General features: G+C 40.7%; 15 protein-coding genes. 13 read left to right on the top strand and 2 right to left on the bottom strand.

Annotated elements, in window-relative coordinates:
* Positions 1–11: 11 nt before the first annotated feature.
* The 9 genes from RMZ41_RS11365 (at position 12) to RMZ41_RS11325 (ending at position 11023) form a co-directional block, all read left to right on the top strand.
* Positions 12–1424 carry a hypothetical protein gene (locus RMZ41_RS11365; protein WP_322641959.1) on the top strand — a complete coding sequence of 471 codons (1413 nt, stop codon included), beginning with the start codon at positions 12–14 and terminating at the stop codon, positions 1422–1424.
* Positions 1425–1569: 145 nt separating this feature from the next.
* Positions 1570–3336, top strand: coding sequence for a type IV secretory system conjugative DNA transfer family protein (locus tag RMZ41_RS11360; protein ID WP_322641960.1), 1767 nt, complete (start codon positions 1570–1572; stop codon positions 3334–3336).
* 86 nt (positions 3337–3422) lie between these two features.
* On the top strand, positions 3423–5687 hold the full coding sequence (locus tag RMZ41_RS11355; RefSeq protein WP_322641961.1) for a hypothetical protein: 2265 nt from the start codon (positions 3423–3425) through the stop codon (positions 5685–5687).
* Positions 5688–6003: 316 nt separating this feature from the next.
* The gene (locus tag RMZ41_RS11350; RefSeq protein ID WP_322641962.1) at positions 6004–6804 is read left to right on the top strand and encodes a hypothetical protein; all 801 of its coding nucleotides are present in this window, start codon (positions 6004–6006) and stop codon (positions 6802–6804) included.
* A gap of 10 nt (positions 6805–6814) precedes the next feature.
* Positions 6815–6988 (top strand): hypothetical protein, encoded by a 174-nt coding sequence (locus RMZ41_RS11345; RefSeq protein WP_322641963.1) that lies wholly within the window; start codon positions 6815–6817, stop codon positions 6986–6988.
* A 95-nt stretch (positions 6989–7083) separates the two neighbouring features.
* Entirely contained in the window at positions 7084–8505 is a 1422-nt protein-coding gene (locus RMZ41_RS11340) for a DUF6884 domain-containing protein (protein WP_322641964.1), read from the top strand.
* Positions 8506–8533: 28 nt separating this feature from the next.
* On the top strand, positions 8534–9376 hold the full coding sequence (locus RMZ41_RS11335) for a hypothetical protein (RefSeq protein WP_322641965.1): 843 nt from the start codon (positions 8534–8536) through the stop codon (positions 9374–9376).
* A gap of 358 nt (positions 9377–9734) precedes the next feature.
* The gene (locus RMZ41_RS11330; RefSeq protein WP_322641966.1) at positions 9735–10190 is read left to right on the top strand and encodes a hypothetical protein; all 456 of its coding nucleotides are present in this window, start codon (positions 9735–9737) and stop codon (positions 10188–10190) included.
* Between the two features lie 2 nt (positions 10191–10192).
* Positions 10193–11023 carry a hypothetical protein gene (locus RMZ41_RS11325; RefSeq protein ID WP_322641967.1) on the top strand — a complete coding sequence of 277 codons (831 nt, stop codon included), beginning with the start codon at positions 10193–10195 and terminating at the stop codon, positions 11021–11023.
* 154 nt (positions 11024–11177) lie between these two features.
* Here the strand turns inward: RMZ41_RS11325 and RMZ41_RS11320 are convergent, their stop codons facing one another.
* A complete protein-coding gene (locus RMZ41_RS11320; RefSeq protein ID WP_322641968.1) occupies positions 11178–11561 on the bottom strand; it encodes a nuclear transport factor 2 family protein in 384 nt (127 codons plus the stop codon).
* Positions 11562–11970: 409 nt separating this feature from the next.
* Here RMZ41_RS11320 and RMZ41_RS11315 point away from each other — a divergent pair, with 409 nt between their 5' ends.
* Positions 11971–12459: a GNAT family N-acetyltransferase gene (locus RMZ41_RS11315; RefSeq protein WP_322641969.1), complete on the top strand. Its 489-nt coding sequence runs from the start codon at positions 11971–11973 to the stop codon at positions 12457–12459.
* A 393-nt stretch (positions 12460–12852) separates the two neighbouring features.
* On the opposite strand, the gene RMZ41_RS11310 is transcribed toward RMZ41_RS11315, so the two are convergent.
* The gene (locus tag RMZ41_RS11310; RefSeq protein WP_322641970.1) at positions 12853–13266 is read right to left on the bottom strand and encodes a hypothetical protein; all 414 of its coding nucleotides are present in this window, start codon (positions 13264–13266) and stop codon (positions 12853–12855) included.
* Positions 13267–13301: 35 nt separating this feature from the next.
* Between RMZ41_RS11310 and RMZ41_RS11305 the strand changes: the two genes are divergently transcribed.
* The 3 genes from RMZ41_RS11305 to RMZ41_RS11295 all read left to right on the top strand — a co-directional run bounded on the left by RMZ41_RS11305 (position 13302) and on the right by RMZ41_RS11295 (position 15634).
* Positions 13302–13532, top strand: coding sequence for a hypothetical protein (locus RMZ41_RS11305; RefSeq protein ID WP_152591072.1), 231 nt, complete (start codon positions 13302–13304; stop codon positions 13530–13532).
* A 78-nt stretch (positions 13533–13610) separates the two neighbouring features.
* Entirely contained in the window at positions 13611–14801 is a 1191-nt protein-coding gene (locus tag RMZ41_RS11300; protein ID WP_322641971.1) for a bifunctional 5,10-methylenetetrahydrofolate dehydrogenase/5,10-methenyltetrahydrofolate cyclohydrolase, read from the top strand.
* Positions 14798–15634, top strand: coding sequence for a glycosyltransferase family A protein (locus RMZ41_RS11295; RefSeq protein WP_322641972.1), 837 nt, complete (start codon positions 14798–14800; stop codon positions 15632–15634). Before RMZ41_RS11300 ends, RMZ41_RS11295 begins: the two co-directional genes overlap by 4 nt.
* Positions 15635–15680 lie beyond the last annotated feature (46 nt).

The following is a 15680-nucleotide window of genomic DNA, read 5'->3' as shown; positions in this document are numbered from 1 at the left end:
AATAACCAGTGATGTATAACGAAAATTTGACCTCCAACAACCAAATTTTAGATATCACAACCGAGGTAACTGCGATAGTACCAGTGAGAGATGCAAGTCAGGAAACCACTCACAAAAAAACCAACCGAGCGCTTGAGTATCGGATGGAAAAATTTAATAATTTACGCTACCTGATGGTAGCAGGACTTATTGCAGGACTTGCCCTACATGGGTTAATCCGGTTTGGAGGTAGCTACAATATCGGCAGTCTCCTATTCGGTGAGAAAGCAGTAGCTCTAACAGTTCCATCGAAGTATTCAAATTTGAACACTTCGATAGATAAAACAAAACAAACCAAACAGCCACAACCCGTCGCAACTAAATACGTCAACGGCGCACCTACTCCTGACTGGAGCAGTATCACATTCAAAAATATGAAATTTGGCGGTGCTGGCAGCGTCGAATTCCCTAATATCAAAAACCCTGGTATGAAGGAGACACGCGCCTGGAGCGCAGGACAAAGCCTTTCTGAAGTCATGGAACTGGGTGATTTTGAAGCAACTGAGTTCAATATTGAAGATTTCACGCTTGAAGATATCGCCACCATCACGGGAATTAACCTCAAAAATCTTAAACTGTCAGATTTTGAGACACTAAAGTGGCAAACACTTGAAGACCTCGCCGAAGCAATTCCCAAGCTTGAAGATTCAGAAGTGGGAGCCATCCCACCAATTCAAGAACTAGTGACCAAAGTTACAGGCAGCACCGCAAGCTACCAAACTGTTGGTGAAGTGCTAGACAATTATCCCGAACTGGGAGAAGTGGAACTCGGTAAGTACGTCAAACTCGATAAGTATAAACTAACCAGCATCCCCGGTATTCAGGATGCACAGCTAAAGGACTTCACTAACTGGCAAAACACAACAATTAGTAAGGTTCCAGGATTGGCTGATGTACCGTTTGATCAGTTCCCCAGTGTTCCCATCCCCGATGTTAGCTTTATCGGCAAAGTAGACTTACCCCTCGGTTCGCTTGAAAGCGGACGCTGGAAGTCAATAAGCGGTAGCTATCAAGCTGGGTTTAATGTCCCGTGCGAGAAAAAGTGTGGTCATATCGAAGTTTCGGGCAGTGAGACTATCGTTGGCGCACAATGGATGTCCGGTAAAGACCAAAACGTTAAAGGCGGATTCGGCATCTTGGGCAGCCTCAACGGTGGGAAAGAACCCACAGGTCGTCATCCCTTTGGGAAATCATTTAAACAAGTCATCTGGGACATTAACGAAGCTGACGGCAGTATCACCACCGCGATGTTCTTCCGTATTTGCAAGCGGGGATGGGTTGACTTGGGCTGCTCGCCCTACTTCATTGGCCCTGTTCCCTTCTTCACCTACCGCGAGATAGACCCAATTATCCTTGGTACACCCCTCACTGTACCTAAAAAGTAACAAGTAAAAAGGTAATCAGAGAAGAATTTATTCTCTTTAACTTTTGACTTGGAGAAGACATTACACACAACTAATGGAGAAATATGCAACTTCACTTCATCGCATATTTCTTCAATTATCTCATGCAAAATTAACACAGATTAATATGAATAATTATCTGTTTGCAACTGCTAAAACTAAGACTGTTAGAGAAGTAAAAGCTGCTCATAAAAATAGCAATCTTGACTTTAGTAAATATACAGATAAGCTCATGTCACCTCAAGGTTTACTACTTGCAGGGGGAATTGGCTTATTGTTGCTTTTACAGCTTTTTAGTAATGGTAAAAAAGGCAAGCTTGCTACTAGCTATTGGGGTGGAGCAAAGGAAACTGCCCAAGCTAAGAAAAAAGCCTTGAAGCAAATCTTAGCTCCTAAGTGTGATAGTGCCAGTCTGTATATCGGAGTACATAGATACAAGGGTCAAAACTCACCCAAGGGGAGCGGGGGAGTACCAGTTTATGTACCCGATGTCCAACGCGGAACTGCTGTAATTGGCGCACCTGGTAGCGGTAAATCATTCTCGGCTATCAACCCGATGATTTACTCAGCAATTGACCAAGGTTTTGGTATCGTACTATACGACTTTAAGTATGCTAGTCAAGCCAAAATCGCCAGTTATGCCAAATCAAAGGGGTATGACGTACACATATTTGCACCAGGATTCGCCGAATCGGAGGTATGTAATCCCATCGATTTCTTGCGCGATTCCTCTGATGCTGAAACCGCACGGCAGTTAGCTACAGTAATTAACAAGAACTTCCGCCTGTTAGGTAATGCGTCTGAGGATGCATTCTTTGGCCCTGCGGGCGACCAGTTGACACAGGCTATTTTAATGCTAACTAAAGAGTTTGGCGATCGCGCTGATATTATGACGGCTGCGGCAATACTTTCCAGCGAGAAGATGGTCGAACGCTTGATGGCAGCAGCACTAAACCCCTGGATTAAGATAGCTTTTGGTCAATTATTTAGTTCGGCTGGCTCCGAAAAAACCGTGGCGGGTATTGCTGGTAGCGCTTCATTGATGTTCACCCGGTTCATGGCAAGGGGTACATTGGGATGCTTTGTCGGTAAAACAACCCTTCCCCTGGAGGTAAAACGCAAACAGATGATTATCTTCGGGTTAGACCGCGAACGCCGCGATGCTGTCAGCCCCCTGATGACCAGCATTCTCCACATGGTAGTTTCCCGCAGTATCGCCAAAAAACGCAAGGAAGATGGGCCATTAGTAGTATGTCTTGACGAGTTGCCAAGTATCTTTCTTCCAGATTTATTTAAATGGCTTAACGAATCTCGTTCCGAAGGATTCTGCGGTATCTTGGGTTGGCAAAATATGGGTCAGCTTGAAAAGATTTATGGTAAAGAAATCTCTAAAGCTATCCTCGGTGCGTGCGGTACAAAATTTGTTTTTAATCCTGGTGAAGAAGAATCAGCACGACTATTTTCTGCGTATTTGGGTGAAGAGGAAATTAAATATAAACAAAAATCTCGCTCAACTGGAGGGGGTAGGGCTAGCACATCTATCAGCGAACAAGAACGGACTCGGAAGCTATTCGAGCCTGCCCAATTCCTCAAATTACCACCTGGGAAATGTCTATTTATTAACCCAGCTTATAGTAATAAAAATGAGGGTTCAGTACCAATATTAAAAAAAATCAAAATCCCGAAATATATTATCGGAGTCGAACAAGAAAACGATACTAACTGGGATAAAGTCATTAAGGAGCTTGCTAGGAAAAGCACCCAGAAAAAGCCCACACAGGAAGATTTAGATTTGCGAGTCAAGGAAGTAGATCGGAAGTTTCCTATCCCACAAGCACCCGTGCAAGCAGGCAATGCACCGTTACCTGTTGATGCATACAAGAGCTTTTTCTAAAAACTTTAAGTTTGATGGTCAACTGGTTTTTGTAAAGCATAATCAGACTGTTTGAGTTGATAGATTATTTTCACTAGAAATAATATATGTTTGACTCCAGACACACTCAAATTAATGAATCATATTTAAGTACAGCCGATACTGCAATTAAAACAAGTCGGGAATTAAGTAAAACCCTCATCAATGCACTTACTAAGATAACGAAAGTAATTATCGAAAAACTCAAAGAAGCTCAAGAAGCAAGTAAAATTGCAGTTGAAGTTGGCAAAGACATTTACAATCTTGTATCTGATGAATCTACCCCTGGTGCATATAAATGGGAAAAGGTAGATTTAACCAGCCAAAGTATAAAAAGCAATCAAGAAACTAATATTGTGTTCATGCCAGATGTATTAATAGAAGGTCAATACACAATAGAAACTGAATCTTTTACAGACTATCAAGCACAAACAATTGCTGCCAGATTAGTAGAAGATGTACCCAATTTAAATAATGATTATCAGCAAACAGGTGAGATCGCTCTGAAAATTACAGCTTATCTGGAGTCAGAGGGTTCAGAAAAACAAATCGTTATCTATGAACAAGATAGCGAAGGTAAATGTACAACTAATCTCGTCACTGAAATACTTACCCCAGATGAAATAATAGATGTAGCAAGTGAACCACTAATTAAGCTACTACCTCCATCTGCTGAAATTATTGAAAATTTTGAAGATACAAAAGAGTTATTATCTGATCATGAAAATTTCAATGCTATAGAAGTAAATCCACTGTTAGATGATAGTCAGCTAACTATAAATAAGTTACTACAAGATGAAAACAGCGAAAACAGTTCGCCCATAACTCAAGTAATAAACTCATCTGTTGAAATAGAAGCAGATGAAAGTTTTGAAGATGATGTAGTCAATAATCTTCAAGAAGAAATAGCACAGTCCAAAGAAACTCTTCAAATCAGAGAGATAGTTGTTAGTAACTACCAACCTCAAAATAAAGCTGAAGAAGAGGTAAATGAAAATGGAACTCGCAATCAGTTTTTTGCACAAGAGCCAGAGGAGCTAGAAACTAATAATCGAAACAAATATGCACCTGAATTTATCTATCAAGAAGTAGCTAACTCCCAAGGTGTAGAGTCAGCAGCGCAGCAGTGGGCGCGTCAGGTTGAAGTACCTATCTATCAAATTAATAATAAACAAGCGCGGGAGGAACGCTACAACAGGGAAAATAAAAACATTGCTGAAACCACAACGACAATGTTAAAAAAATACGGCACTCTTGAACAAGACGGGTCGCGTATTTACCGTAGCGATACATTTGTGATTCGCCAAGAGGGAGACACTGTTAGCATTCACCGCCGCAGTGATGAACTCTTTGGGTGGGAAAACTCCTTGATAGATTTTAAACTCAACAAAAAAGAGGAACCCAAAATAACGAAAAAACCTACGGAGATGTTACCTGTTGAACGTCAGGAGTTTCTGATAGTAGCCGAGTACTTGGGCGACAATGGCAAGCTCCCTGACCTCAACAATGCCGATATCCGTGATGTAGCAAATAGCTTGGGAAGTCTTGCACCCGCTGGCACGATTAAAACCCTGGAAGTATTTAAACAAAACGAGATGTTGCATACCCTCAATAACGTCCTCATCCAGGCTGATAAGGAAGAACTTACAGTAGGTGAATTTACCATCAAGCGGACTCGTGACCTTGAAAACAATCGAGCCAGCCTGCAATTATTTAAAACTACTGAAGAGAAAGGTACTCAGGAACTTGTCCGGTTTGACCTAACTAAAACCGAAGCTGGGATTACTAAAGAGGTCAGCAAGATGAACATCTCTGACTACGACATCAACCAAATTAAGTTTATTGCCCAAAACGCCAGCAAACTCAACTTGGAACAAATCTTTGGTAATGAACAATCTACACCCACAGCCGCAGCTGCACCCAAAGAACGAGTCATACAAGCAGCTGGCGATCTGCCTGTGAAAGTTCACCCATATATCGCTGAGGAATGGGCGAACATGGTCAAGCATGGTAGCCCTGACTGGGGAAAGGCAATGAACCAGGGTAATGAAGAGATTCTTCAACGGATAAATGAGAATAACGGCAAGTTACCAATTGCTGATCAGCGGGAGATGTACTTCAAGATTATGACTTACAAGGCTACCGTTGCACAAAAGCAAGGGGAAACAGTCGTTGATTTTGTTCCACTTAAAGAGATTATGAACGACTTACAAGCATGGCGAGGGGAAGAAATTCGGCAGCAATATACCCCGATTGAACACATACCCTCCCCTCAACGAGAAACTGTCGCTGCCGCTGTACCTAAAACCAAGTCAAGAGGAGTTGAACTGTAAACTACCTATCACCAAGTTTGCAAAGTCGCATTGACAATATAAAAACTTGGGTTTAGAAGTTACGTAAATTTACCTCAATTGCGGAACTTAAAACTCAAAAAGCTTAATATACAAGCTTTTCACTGATTTTGAATGGTAAGTATATTTAGTTAAGTAACACGATTAAAGGAAAAATTACTACGTAAAGCTCACGCAAATACTCAATGTAGTATTTCAAGCGAAAACCCAAAAAGTGAGCTTAACATCCGAGCTAAAAAATAGAAATTCACCTATTAGAAGATGGTTTGACTCTAGACTAAACCAGACAGTTATCAAGATGATTACTAGCCATAACCAGCTATTAGAAAATCAAGAAATTATCAGACCAGTTGATGGAGTAGATTTTCCATTAGTAGGAAATGCGATCGCCAAAGCCCTTGCCAAGTATTTAGGAAACATCTATGAAGACCAAACATGGTTTACTAATTGTCTTGCTCAGGTTGGAGCAAAAGCCCTCAAAATAGAATATGCCTTCGATTATTCCATTACAAATTCAAATTCACTTGAAGAAGAAGCTCTAAAGTGTATGCTCTTGGGTGCATTAGAAAATTATGCTCGTAGCCGTAATATTCATGAGATTATTCAACCTTTTCTACAAGGAGAAAAATCCCTTCAGCTTGAAGCACAATACTTCAAAAAATGGCTTCCTAGTATCCAAGATACATCTCAACTCATCGGTATTGTACCCCGTACATGGCAAACAGTAGTTAATCAAGTAAGTGGGAATATTACCTGCAATGCTTCATATCCTTTAAGTGAATATCTTGGAGGTGCTGATTGCCAGATAATTGCTGGAAATACTCTCATCGATGTACGAACAACTGCCAAAAAGCGTCCCTTCTCTCTAGAAAATTTTTACCAACAAATTAGTTACGTCCTGCTTGATAGCAATGATACCTATAGTATCAATCAAATGGTCTGGTTTTACAGCCGCCAACAGTCGGTATTTTTCTATCCTACTGACAAAATATTCCGCGACTTGCAAGCAACAAGAGAAGAATTTAAGAAAATGATTCTTGATAACTATCATACAAATAGGCTAGCAGAACAAAACAAGTGTTTATATTTTCCCCAGTAAGGATAAAAATATGATTCAAGACTTTCAACTCAATCCTAGCTTCAATATCCACTTCGATGGTATGAAGGATCACGCCAAGATTCACTTTGATATGCTTTTGAAACTGAAGCAGAAGAAATTCCAGCAAGTGATATTAGCACTCTTGCTACAAGAGTATCTAACCGTTGGCGGCAGTATCTTCTGAATATTGCAAATAAATACAGACATCTACTAGTTAGCCCTTTCCAAGCAGAGGGTTAACTTAACGAATGTAAATCAACTTCTGCTCGTTTAAATACTATGAAATTAGGTTTCTATCCAGTATTGGGTAAGAGCGATTTTGTTAGAAGCAAGGGTGAAAAAATTCCAATCTGGCAGTTGCTTGAGTATCAGCCTGTGGGGTGGCTATACTCACTCGCAATCAAGGCAGAAATTGTTCCAGATAGTCCCATTATTCATGACTGTGGATCATTTAACTACCGTGAGCAAGATATCCCCACTCTAAACGGTAAATATGTTGATGCCCACTGGTCTATTCATAGATATCGAGAACGCTCAAAGATCGGCGATATTATTGTTTGTCCCGACCATTTACTTGTAGGGCAAAATATCAGGGAACGGCAAGAATACAACCTTAAACAAGCAGAAACATTTATCCAACTTGCTAAAAGTTATCTTCCCAACAGAATACCCCTAGCAGTCATCCACGGGCAGTCTCTCAGTGAACGCCTTGAAGTAGCAAAATATCTTTTGGGACTGGGATACCGCCATCTCGGCATCGGTGGGCTTGTTTCCCAGGCGAGAGAGTATTCGATTAACTTACACATTATCAAAACAATCACTCAAGTTGTGCGTTCACGAAGTGACTTGGAACGAGTATCGCCGTTCGCGAAGCGTGTCCGACAGGACAAGGCGGGTGCAATGGAGCGATCGCACAGCAACTCCACAGGAGCATTGCACGAGCCAAATGCTCATCTACACGTTTTTGGATTATGCTCGCCCCAGTATGCCAAAGCTTTTATTCAGATGGGACTATCCTTTGATGGTTCAACTTTTATCCGGGAAGGACTAGGCGGTGGGATGTTCGTCAGCCACGAGGAAAAATTAATTCGGATACCAACCCACTGTGCGCCAAAGTGCAACTGTCATGTTTGCAGGGTTCTCAACCGACATAGGATTGACCCTCGGCTGACAAACAAAGGACGGACGCATACTATGGGAAGAATCGCCCACAACCTCAATTTGGTGATCAGCACCTACAGAAAGTTCACTCCCAAGGAAAAAATCTACCTGGTTGCAGGATGTGGCAAGCAGCTTACCTACCCTGCTGCCGCCAAAGACTTATATTATTCCCAGCACTTTCAAGCGTGCCGTCGCTACGTAGAAGTCCAAGACTCAAGATGGTATATCTTGTCACCATTACATCAAGTTATTAACCCAGAAACAATTATCAAACCCTACGACAAATCCCCCTATTCTTTATCTCACCAGGAACGTATACTATGGGCGCAACAAGTAGCAGAAAACCTCATGCAAGTTGCGTCTGTGGAAATAGAGTTTGTATTTTTGACAGGCAAGCTTTACAGACAGGAGGTAACGCCCATTTTACACGCGAAGGGATACGAAACAAAAGTACCAATGCAGCACCTAGCCATTGGACAGCAACTTGCCTGGATAAAGAAGGAACTGGAGCAAGAAAAACAGCTTGTTTTAAATATATAACCCAGCAGTAATGGCACCAAAATGATTTATGGAGACTACAAAACGAGTAATTAATATAAGTGAAAAATTCGGTAGCTGGATTGTACTAAATAAACAAGGAAAGCAAGTATTATGCCAGTGTGATTGTGGAACCCAAAAACTTGTCTACAGTCACACCCTTACCAATGGTCGGTCAACTAATTGCGGTTGTAAAAAAAGAAAAGAATCCATCCCAGTTGGGGCAAACTTTGGGAGACTAAAAGTTATATCCGATGTAGAAGTTAAGGGGAAAAGGGGTGAATTACTACTCCTTACCTTATGCAGCTGCGGAACCCAAAAGTATGTCAGTAAAAATAGCTTAAAAAGAGGGCTTACACAAAGCTGCGGATGCTTGCAGCGCGAAACCCTCAAGAGCGATAAAACTGTCCACGGACACTGCAAAAGCCACGAGTATAACTCCTGGTTACACATCAAGCGCATCTGCTATAACAAGAACCACCATCAGTACAAGTATCATGGCGGGTGCGGAATTGAAGTCGATGCATCCTGGCGCGATAACTTTACCCAGTTCTTAAAAGATATGGGAGTAGCACCCGAAGGAACAGTCATAGCACGTATTGATCTAGAGAGTGACTTTGCTCCCGGAAATTGTCAATGGATACCCAGAAAAGAGCATTACCGTCAAATACATTTCTTAAGAAGAAAAGAATTCTTCATTTCTCAAACTTTACCCAAACCAGTTGTTACAAATTGTGAGATTAATGTTTCACCAAATATTATTCGCGCAATTGTCAAAGCTCATGCGAATGGTGAAGCCAATATGAATAAACTTGCTACACAATATCAAATTAGCACTCAAGACGCAATAAATATTATCCTTCAGCACGCTTAATCATAATTTTATTTTTAATAAAAGTGCGTCATAAATTATAATGGCGCACTTTTTATTTCTAATGAATTATTGAACTTTTTAAATAAAAATTAATCTATTAATAGATGAATCACCACAGTTATTACACACCTTATAAAGGTAGTTATTAGGAGTAATTCAGCAATCAATAAAATCCAAAGTATTTTACCTGAGCATGAAGTTGACTGTACATGGCTAATAAGGGCGAGTTTTAACTAAGTGTTCATACAAATACGAAATCATTCTTTAGGTAGAAAAAGTAGCTAAATTTTCTACCACAGACGAAATTATCAATTAGCTAGGCAAGCAAAACCTCAAGTCAAAATCATAAAACTTGTACATGATGATACACAACGGCTCTTACATCTGGTTTCACGCAGGACAAACTGCCAGATGGGGAACTATAAATGCGATTAAAGCATTACCATACCTAATGATTGCATACCAAATCGACGGACAGTGGTACAGTGACCCCGATTTTTTACCACCCAAAAATCTAGAAGCAAAACCAACAATTCTTATAAGTTCAGCAATTATTCACATACCAAAAACAACAGTTGAGCTACAACCAATTGTTCAATTATGTGCGGGATTTAGCAACATAAAAATTCACAGTCTTTGGGTAGTTAATGCTCCAGATAATGTATTGAAAGATGTCTTCGAGTGCAAGCAATGGGACAGTATATCACCCAGACAACTATTAGAAACTCTGCACGAATTAATTCTTTATGGCTACGAAGTCAAAATACTTCCCGCTAAAAAGGAAACCATATCCCCAATCGAATGGATGGAATAGCAATGACTAATAGCAACCAACAACTCACACTTTACTATCCTTGTGTAGTTCAAATTTTAGATCAGTTTGTACAGACAATATCAGTTGAGTTTTGGATACACAATCCAATAAACGACAAATGGAATTTGGTAGTCTTGAAAGATGGTGATAGCAGCAGCCTATCGGGTTATACATCTGCGACAGCACCACGTAAAATGGCATATCTTAATGAAGAATATCCATCAATAGAAGCCTTGTTTCAAGCCAAAAAAGAGCAAAGTGTAGACTATCCCATTCGACATAAAAGAACTTATCTTACAGTTAAGGGTGCTGCATCTCACAAACTATTCTGGACATGGACAAATCCTCAGACCAATAAAATTGAACGCATCCACTGGCATCCTTTAGCTATGAAAGTAAAGGCAAGTGAAGATGACCGAACTGATTACTCAAATATAACTCCAGTCAAGATTGTAAATGGAAAATTAATTACACTTGAAAAGGAGAATTTACCATCAAATAGAGCAGTTTTTTCGGAGTTTCTTGCAGACAGGGAAGAAAACCTCCGCCTTGCACTCGAAGCCCTAAAATCACCCAATCCCGATGCCGCCCTTGAACTGCTAGCCATCATGGAAGAAATATCCAAAGACTGCTTCTACGCTAGTTGGATTATGGGCAATGGATACAATTTAGCATCAATTCTTAAATCATGGGATGGCACTAGCAACGTCAGCTATGGCGGTGGTGAAATCACACACCAACAATTAGCACTAATGCGCGTTCTTTCTGAACTATCCCAAGGTTGGTGGTTTTGGGATGAAGATCAGGACACTGGGGTAATTTTCCAAAGTTAAACTTACAGGGAAATCGCCTGATTATTTGGGCTGGGAGTATTGCGATCGCTGTACATGATCGGGAATGCGCTTGCGATTAACAGTAGCGCAATTTTTTATACTCAATATACAGAAGAAGGCCGCCCGCTGATGCCTGTTCGCTCTTTGCGCGTGGTTAGGCCTTTGTGGTGGACGATGGAAGTGGACAGACTTCCATAGCTTGAATCAAGCCGTGTTCAAGGGTGAATCGATGGCCCACGTGCTCATCGGCAAGAACTGCTCCATCCAAGTCACGCACTACCTGATGCACATCGACCAAAATGCGCCCGGCCTCCTCCGAGTAAAAGGAAACCGGCTCGACGTGCCCATTGATCTCGCTCCATTGCTCCGTCCAGTAAGCGCGAACTTCTTCAGGCCCACGGACAAAACCGCCTTTGAACGCTCTCGGCCAAACCACGTCTGGAGTCATGAGGGCAAGGGCAGCGTCAATGTCTCGTGCGTTGAAGGCTGCGTACGCCGCACGGAGCAGTTCGATTAGGAGTGCTTTTTGATCTGACATTTATTGATATGGTGAACCAGATGCAGTAAGGACTAATAATTTATTGTACAGAGTTTAGCTGAAGCTTTTTTTATCGACACTATCATGCCTGATGTCAGGTTTATTTCGAGGATTTCCCGTTTTTAATTCTTCTATTGTAAAGCTGGTTTAGACTTGTGACTTTGCCATCAGGTTCAGTCAAAGTATAATTTGGTGCATAGTCGGCCAAGAATTGATTTACATTGAAATTCTGCCTAAGAGCAGCATTTGCTTTTAGCATAGATAAAACCCCATGAATCCGGGTCAGCCCTAGTAATAGTCAGGTACTAGGGGATAACAAGAGCAGCCCTAGTAAAGTTGATTTATTCCCTAGTAAAACTAGAAGCCGTGATGTGACTGACTTAGGTTAAATTCTTCTAAAACGTAACCCATGACAACTCCCTTTGAACAAATGGAATTAATCTCATACAGTTCCGAATTCCAGACTAGTTTGGAAGAATTTTTGGAAATAATGTATTCGTACAGAGGATATAAATTTGAGCCAACTGGCTTACAGTTGGATATAAGGAATATTGAAAATATATACCAAAGTCAAGGGGGAAATTTCTGGATTATGAGGAAAGATGCCGCAGTAATTGGAAGTATTGGATTAAAGATATTAAACAAAATAGATAAAACAGGAGAGATTAAAAGGTACTTTGTTTTACCTTTATATCAGGGTAAAGGAATAGGTACATTATTAATGGAACATTTATTATTGAATGCCAACAAAAACGAATTACATATATTAAGATTGGATACAATGAGAAAGTCTATTGCAGCCAGGAAGATTTTTGAAAAATATGGATTTCAAGAAATTAATAAATATAATGACAATGAAATAGCCGAAATATTTATGGAACTCAAATTAAAAAAGTAAAAATTAAAAACAAAAAAAAGAAGACCAACATAAACCTACGCGAGGATGAACAGCATAGTTTGTAAGGAAGGTTGTTTTATATATAGTCTCCACCTTTGTATCTTTGAAGCGGTAGGTGTTCGATACCGATACGAACAAATATACTAATGGCGTGGATTTCAGCTATGTATATATGGCAAGGGTTTTAGCAATTTTCTTGAGTTTATTTTCTTATCCCGGTTTTCTGTTCCGTTGCTACTCGCGCGCCTTTGAGGAAAGCCTCTAAGACACTTACTTCGAGCTAAGAGTAAGTGTCTACCCCTGTGTAGCAACTGGTTAATTTCTATTTTCAGTCGTTTTAGAGAATAACAATCTCATACCCACTACAGATGATTACTTAGTAATGGGTTATACTTACAACTCCATATCGCAATTCCGAGTTGGAGAAAATTGATATTGCCTTTGTCTTGCAGCCGCTATTTCAAAAGAGGTATCAAATTCCGTAACCTTTGTTCCAAGTTTTAATTCTTCGTATAAAGGCACACCATCGCTGTCATTATCACTAAGAAGAACCTTGGTCATGATATGAGCAGGGGCAACTTGCGCGAGGCGATTTACTACATTAGCAACAAACTCGTTAGATGCTTCGCAGCCATCAAGGTATCTAATTAAAGCATCAGCAGTAGCCTCAGTCATCTTGGCTGGGTTTTTTACCCCCGCTTCCAGAATAAAGTCATCGTAAATAGCTTTCTCGCTATCAGTAAAATTTTCCTTGCAAGCTTGTTGAATAATTAATTCAGCCTGCTGTTGTTGATTTAAAATTGTCATAGTAGTCTTTAGATATTGTTAAAGGAGTAACAGATATGACACATTATGTTTGCGATTTGTATGGTAATACAAACTGGAAGATTCCAGTAGAAGAAGTCGCTGCTAGAACATTCAATACAGAACAAGAAGCACAACAATGGTTCCAAGAGAAGTGTTCTGATAACAGTATTGAATTTAGTGGCTTCCATGACACTGAACGCTATGTCACCAACTGGGTTTCCTGCAACGGCAAAGAAGTTGGTGAAATCACCAAACGCCCTACCTAATTCCAACAAATCCTATTATAAATTCAGAAAATTGTTTGTACCAGACAATTTTCTTCATCAAATTTAACGCCATATTAAATGACGCTCATAGATGGACAGTTAATACGAGAACACGTCAAGCAAGAATGTCAAAAATACAAATCCATATTTCAAGCATCTCAAAAAGAAGTAGTAATCATCAGATTTGAGGCTTCAGAAAATGCCAGCAATGAATTAAGAGCTAGATATGAAGCAGCCAGAATCTCAGCAGAACAAAAAGTAGCTATTTTCAACGCTATTGGCATTACTCCCAATTATATTGTGCTGTCACCCAATATCGCAGTAGAGCAATTTGACGGCATTATCCAATCCATTAATGAAGACGGCAAGGTGACTGCTGCTATTGTTCAATATCCAATTCCAGCTAAGTTTACAAGCTCAATTGGGCTATTAGAGCCACAAAAAGATATAGATATCGTCCGCAGACAAAGCAACAATTTCTTTGAAAGTTGTGCTACTGCTGAAGGAATCGCCAGAATTGTTGAATCCTACGCACAAAGGGATTCCAATGTTGCAGTTGTAGGCGGAGGTGGCTTTGTGGGTAATGGTGTCATCAAATATTTAGAAGCAAGCAGAATCAGTTGTTTCTGTTTGGAAGACGGCGATGACCTGACTAGAACTCAAGATGCTGACATTGTAGTATCAGTCACCGGAAGACGAGGAATTTTCACGGACTATGTACTCCCCTCTCATCGCTTGGTTGTCGATGGTGGCTTTACACCTACTGCTTCTGGTGCTGCTGGCGATGTAGACCGCAGTGCTTACAGCATCCCCCAGAACATTACGCCCGTCCCTGGAGGTGTTGGCCCGATAGAAATGGCAATACTAGTAGAACGTTTGGTAAAAATGGATTTGGGCATAGAACTTGGGAAATGGAACTATCAGCAATTACAGCAAGAACAGATGCAACGCGCTACTATAATTGCCCCCATAGCTAGACTGTTCTTTGGGCAGCAAGCAACTGCCTATCCTCAATCCATTCGCACAGAAAAAGAAAACCTATTTGTCTTAGAAGGCAGTAACTACCAGATTAGCTTCAATAGCACCACGCAAAGTTTAACTGTTGCCAGAACCAATGAAAAGCTAACGCTGATTCGGCTAACTCTTGCAAGTAATCAAATAGAAACCGCCAGGGGTATAACAAACGAGGACGTAGCAAGATGGCAGCAAATTCAAACTGCGATCGATTCAACAATAACGCAATCAACTGATAGAGGTATAGAGTTTTGAAACTATCAATCATCACTGCAACCTACAATAGACCTATGCAGCTTGCATCTACTGCACTGCCAAGCATTCAAAGTCAAACTGACCGCAATTTCGAGTGGATCGTCATCAATGATGGGGCTAATGGTGATACCAAAGATATCATCAACAGCATTAAGGCAAGAGCTGATTTTCCCATCAGTTACATTGAAATGGAACACCCTGAACCGAACAGTGGCTTTGGCTTGTGCTACGCTCGAAACTTGGGACTAGATGCAGCTGGTGGTAACATTGTTTCATACCTGGACGATGACAACAGTATAGCTCCTGAATTCGTTGCCTCAATGCGGCAGTACTTTGAACAACATCCCAATATCCGATACAGCATGGCAAGACAGCAGCGCCGCCGCGATGTCATCCGCAATGGTAGTGTTATTCGCCAGGGTCAGCCGTTTGTTTCGCCTAGCAATTGCTGCTCTTTACAGCAGCTTCTATGGCAACAAGAGATATTCGACAGCAATGGTTTTGTCCACTACCGAAGCAATGCTCCTAGATGGAACCTCCAGTTTCAAGTATTCGCGGACTACGAGTATTTGCTGCAATGTGCTTGCATCTGGGGTGAAGGTGGCTTTGGTCTCAATAACAGCATTCTTGTTAATTATATTCAGTCTTCTATCGGTATTATTGGTAGTTCTAACTATGAGCAATGGGCAACTGAGCTATCGCTGATTATCAGTAACCAAGCTAACTATTTCATCCTTCAGGACAATGCTGTTGAACGTTTAAAGCAGCTTGTAAACACTTATAGTACTAAAGGAAAAATCTCATTAACGCCAAAAGCATTTGCCCTTCTTTAAATCTAAAGAAGCTTGTCAATAGCGCTGAATCTAGCCTGAAGTAGAG

The organism is Nostoc sp. DedVER02, from assembly GCF_034530675.2.
Classification (GTDB): domain Bacteria; phylum Cyanobacteriota; class Cyanobacteriia; order Cyanobacteriales; family Nostocaceae; genus Nostoc.
This window is presented reverse-complemented; position numbering and strand designations above follow the sequence as displayed.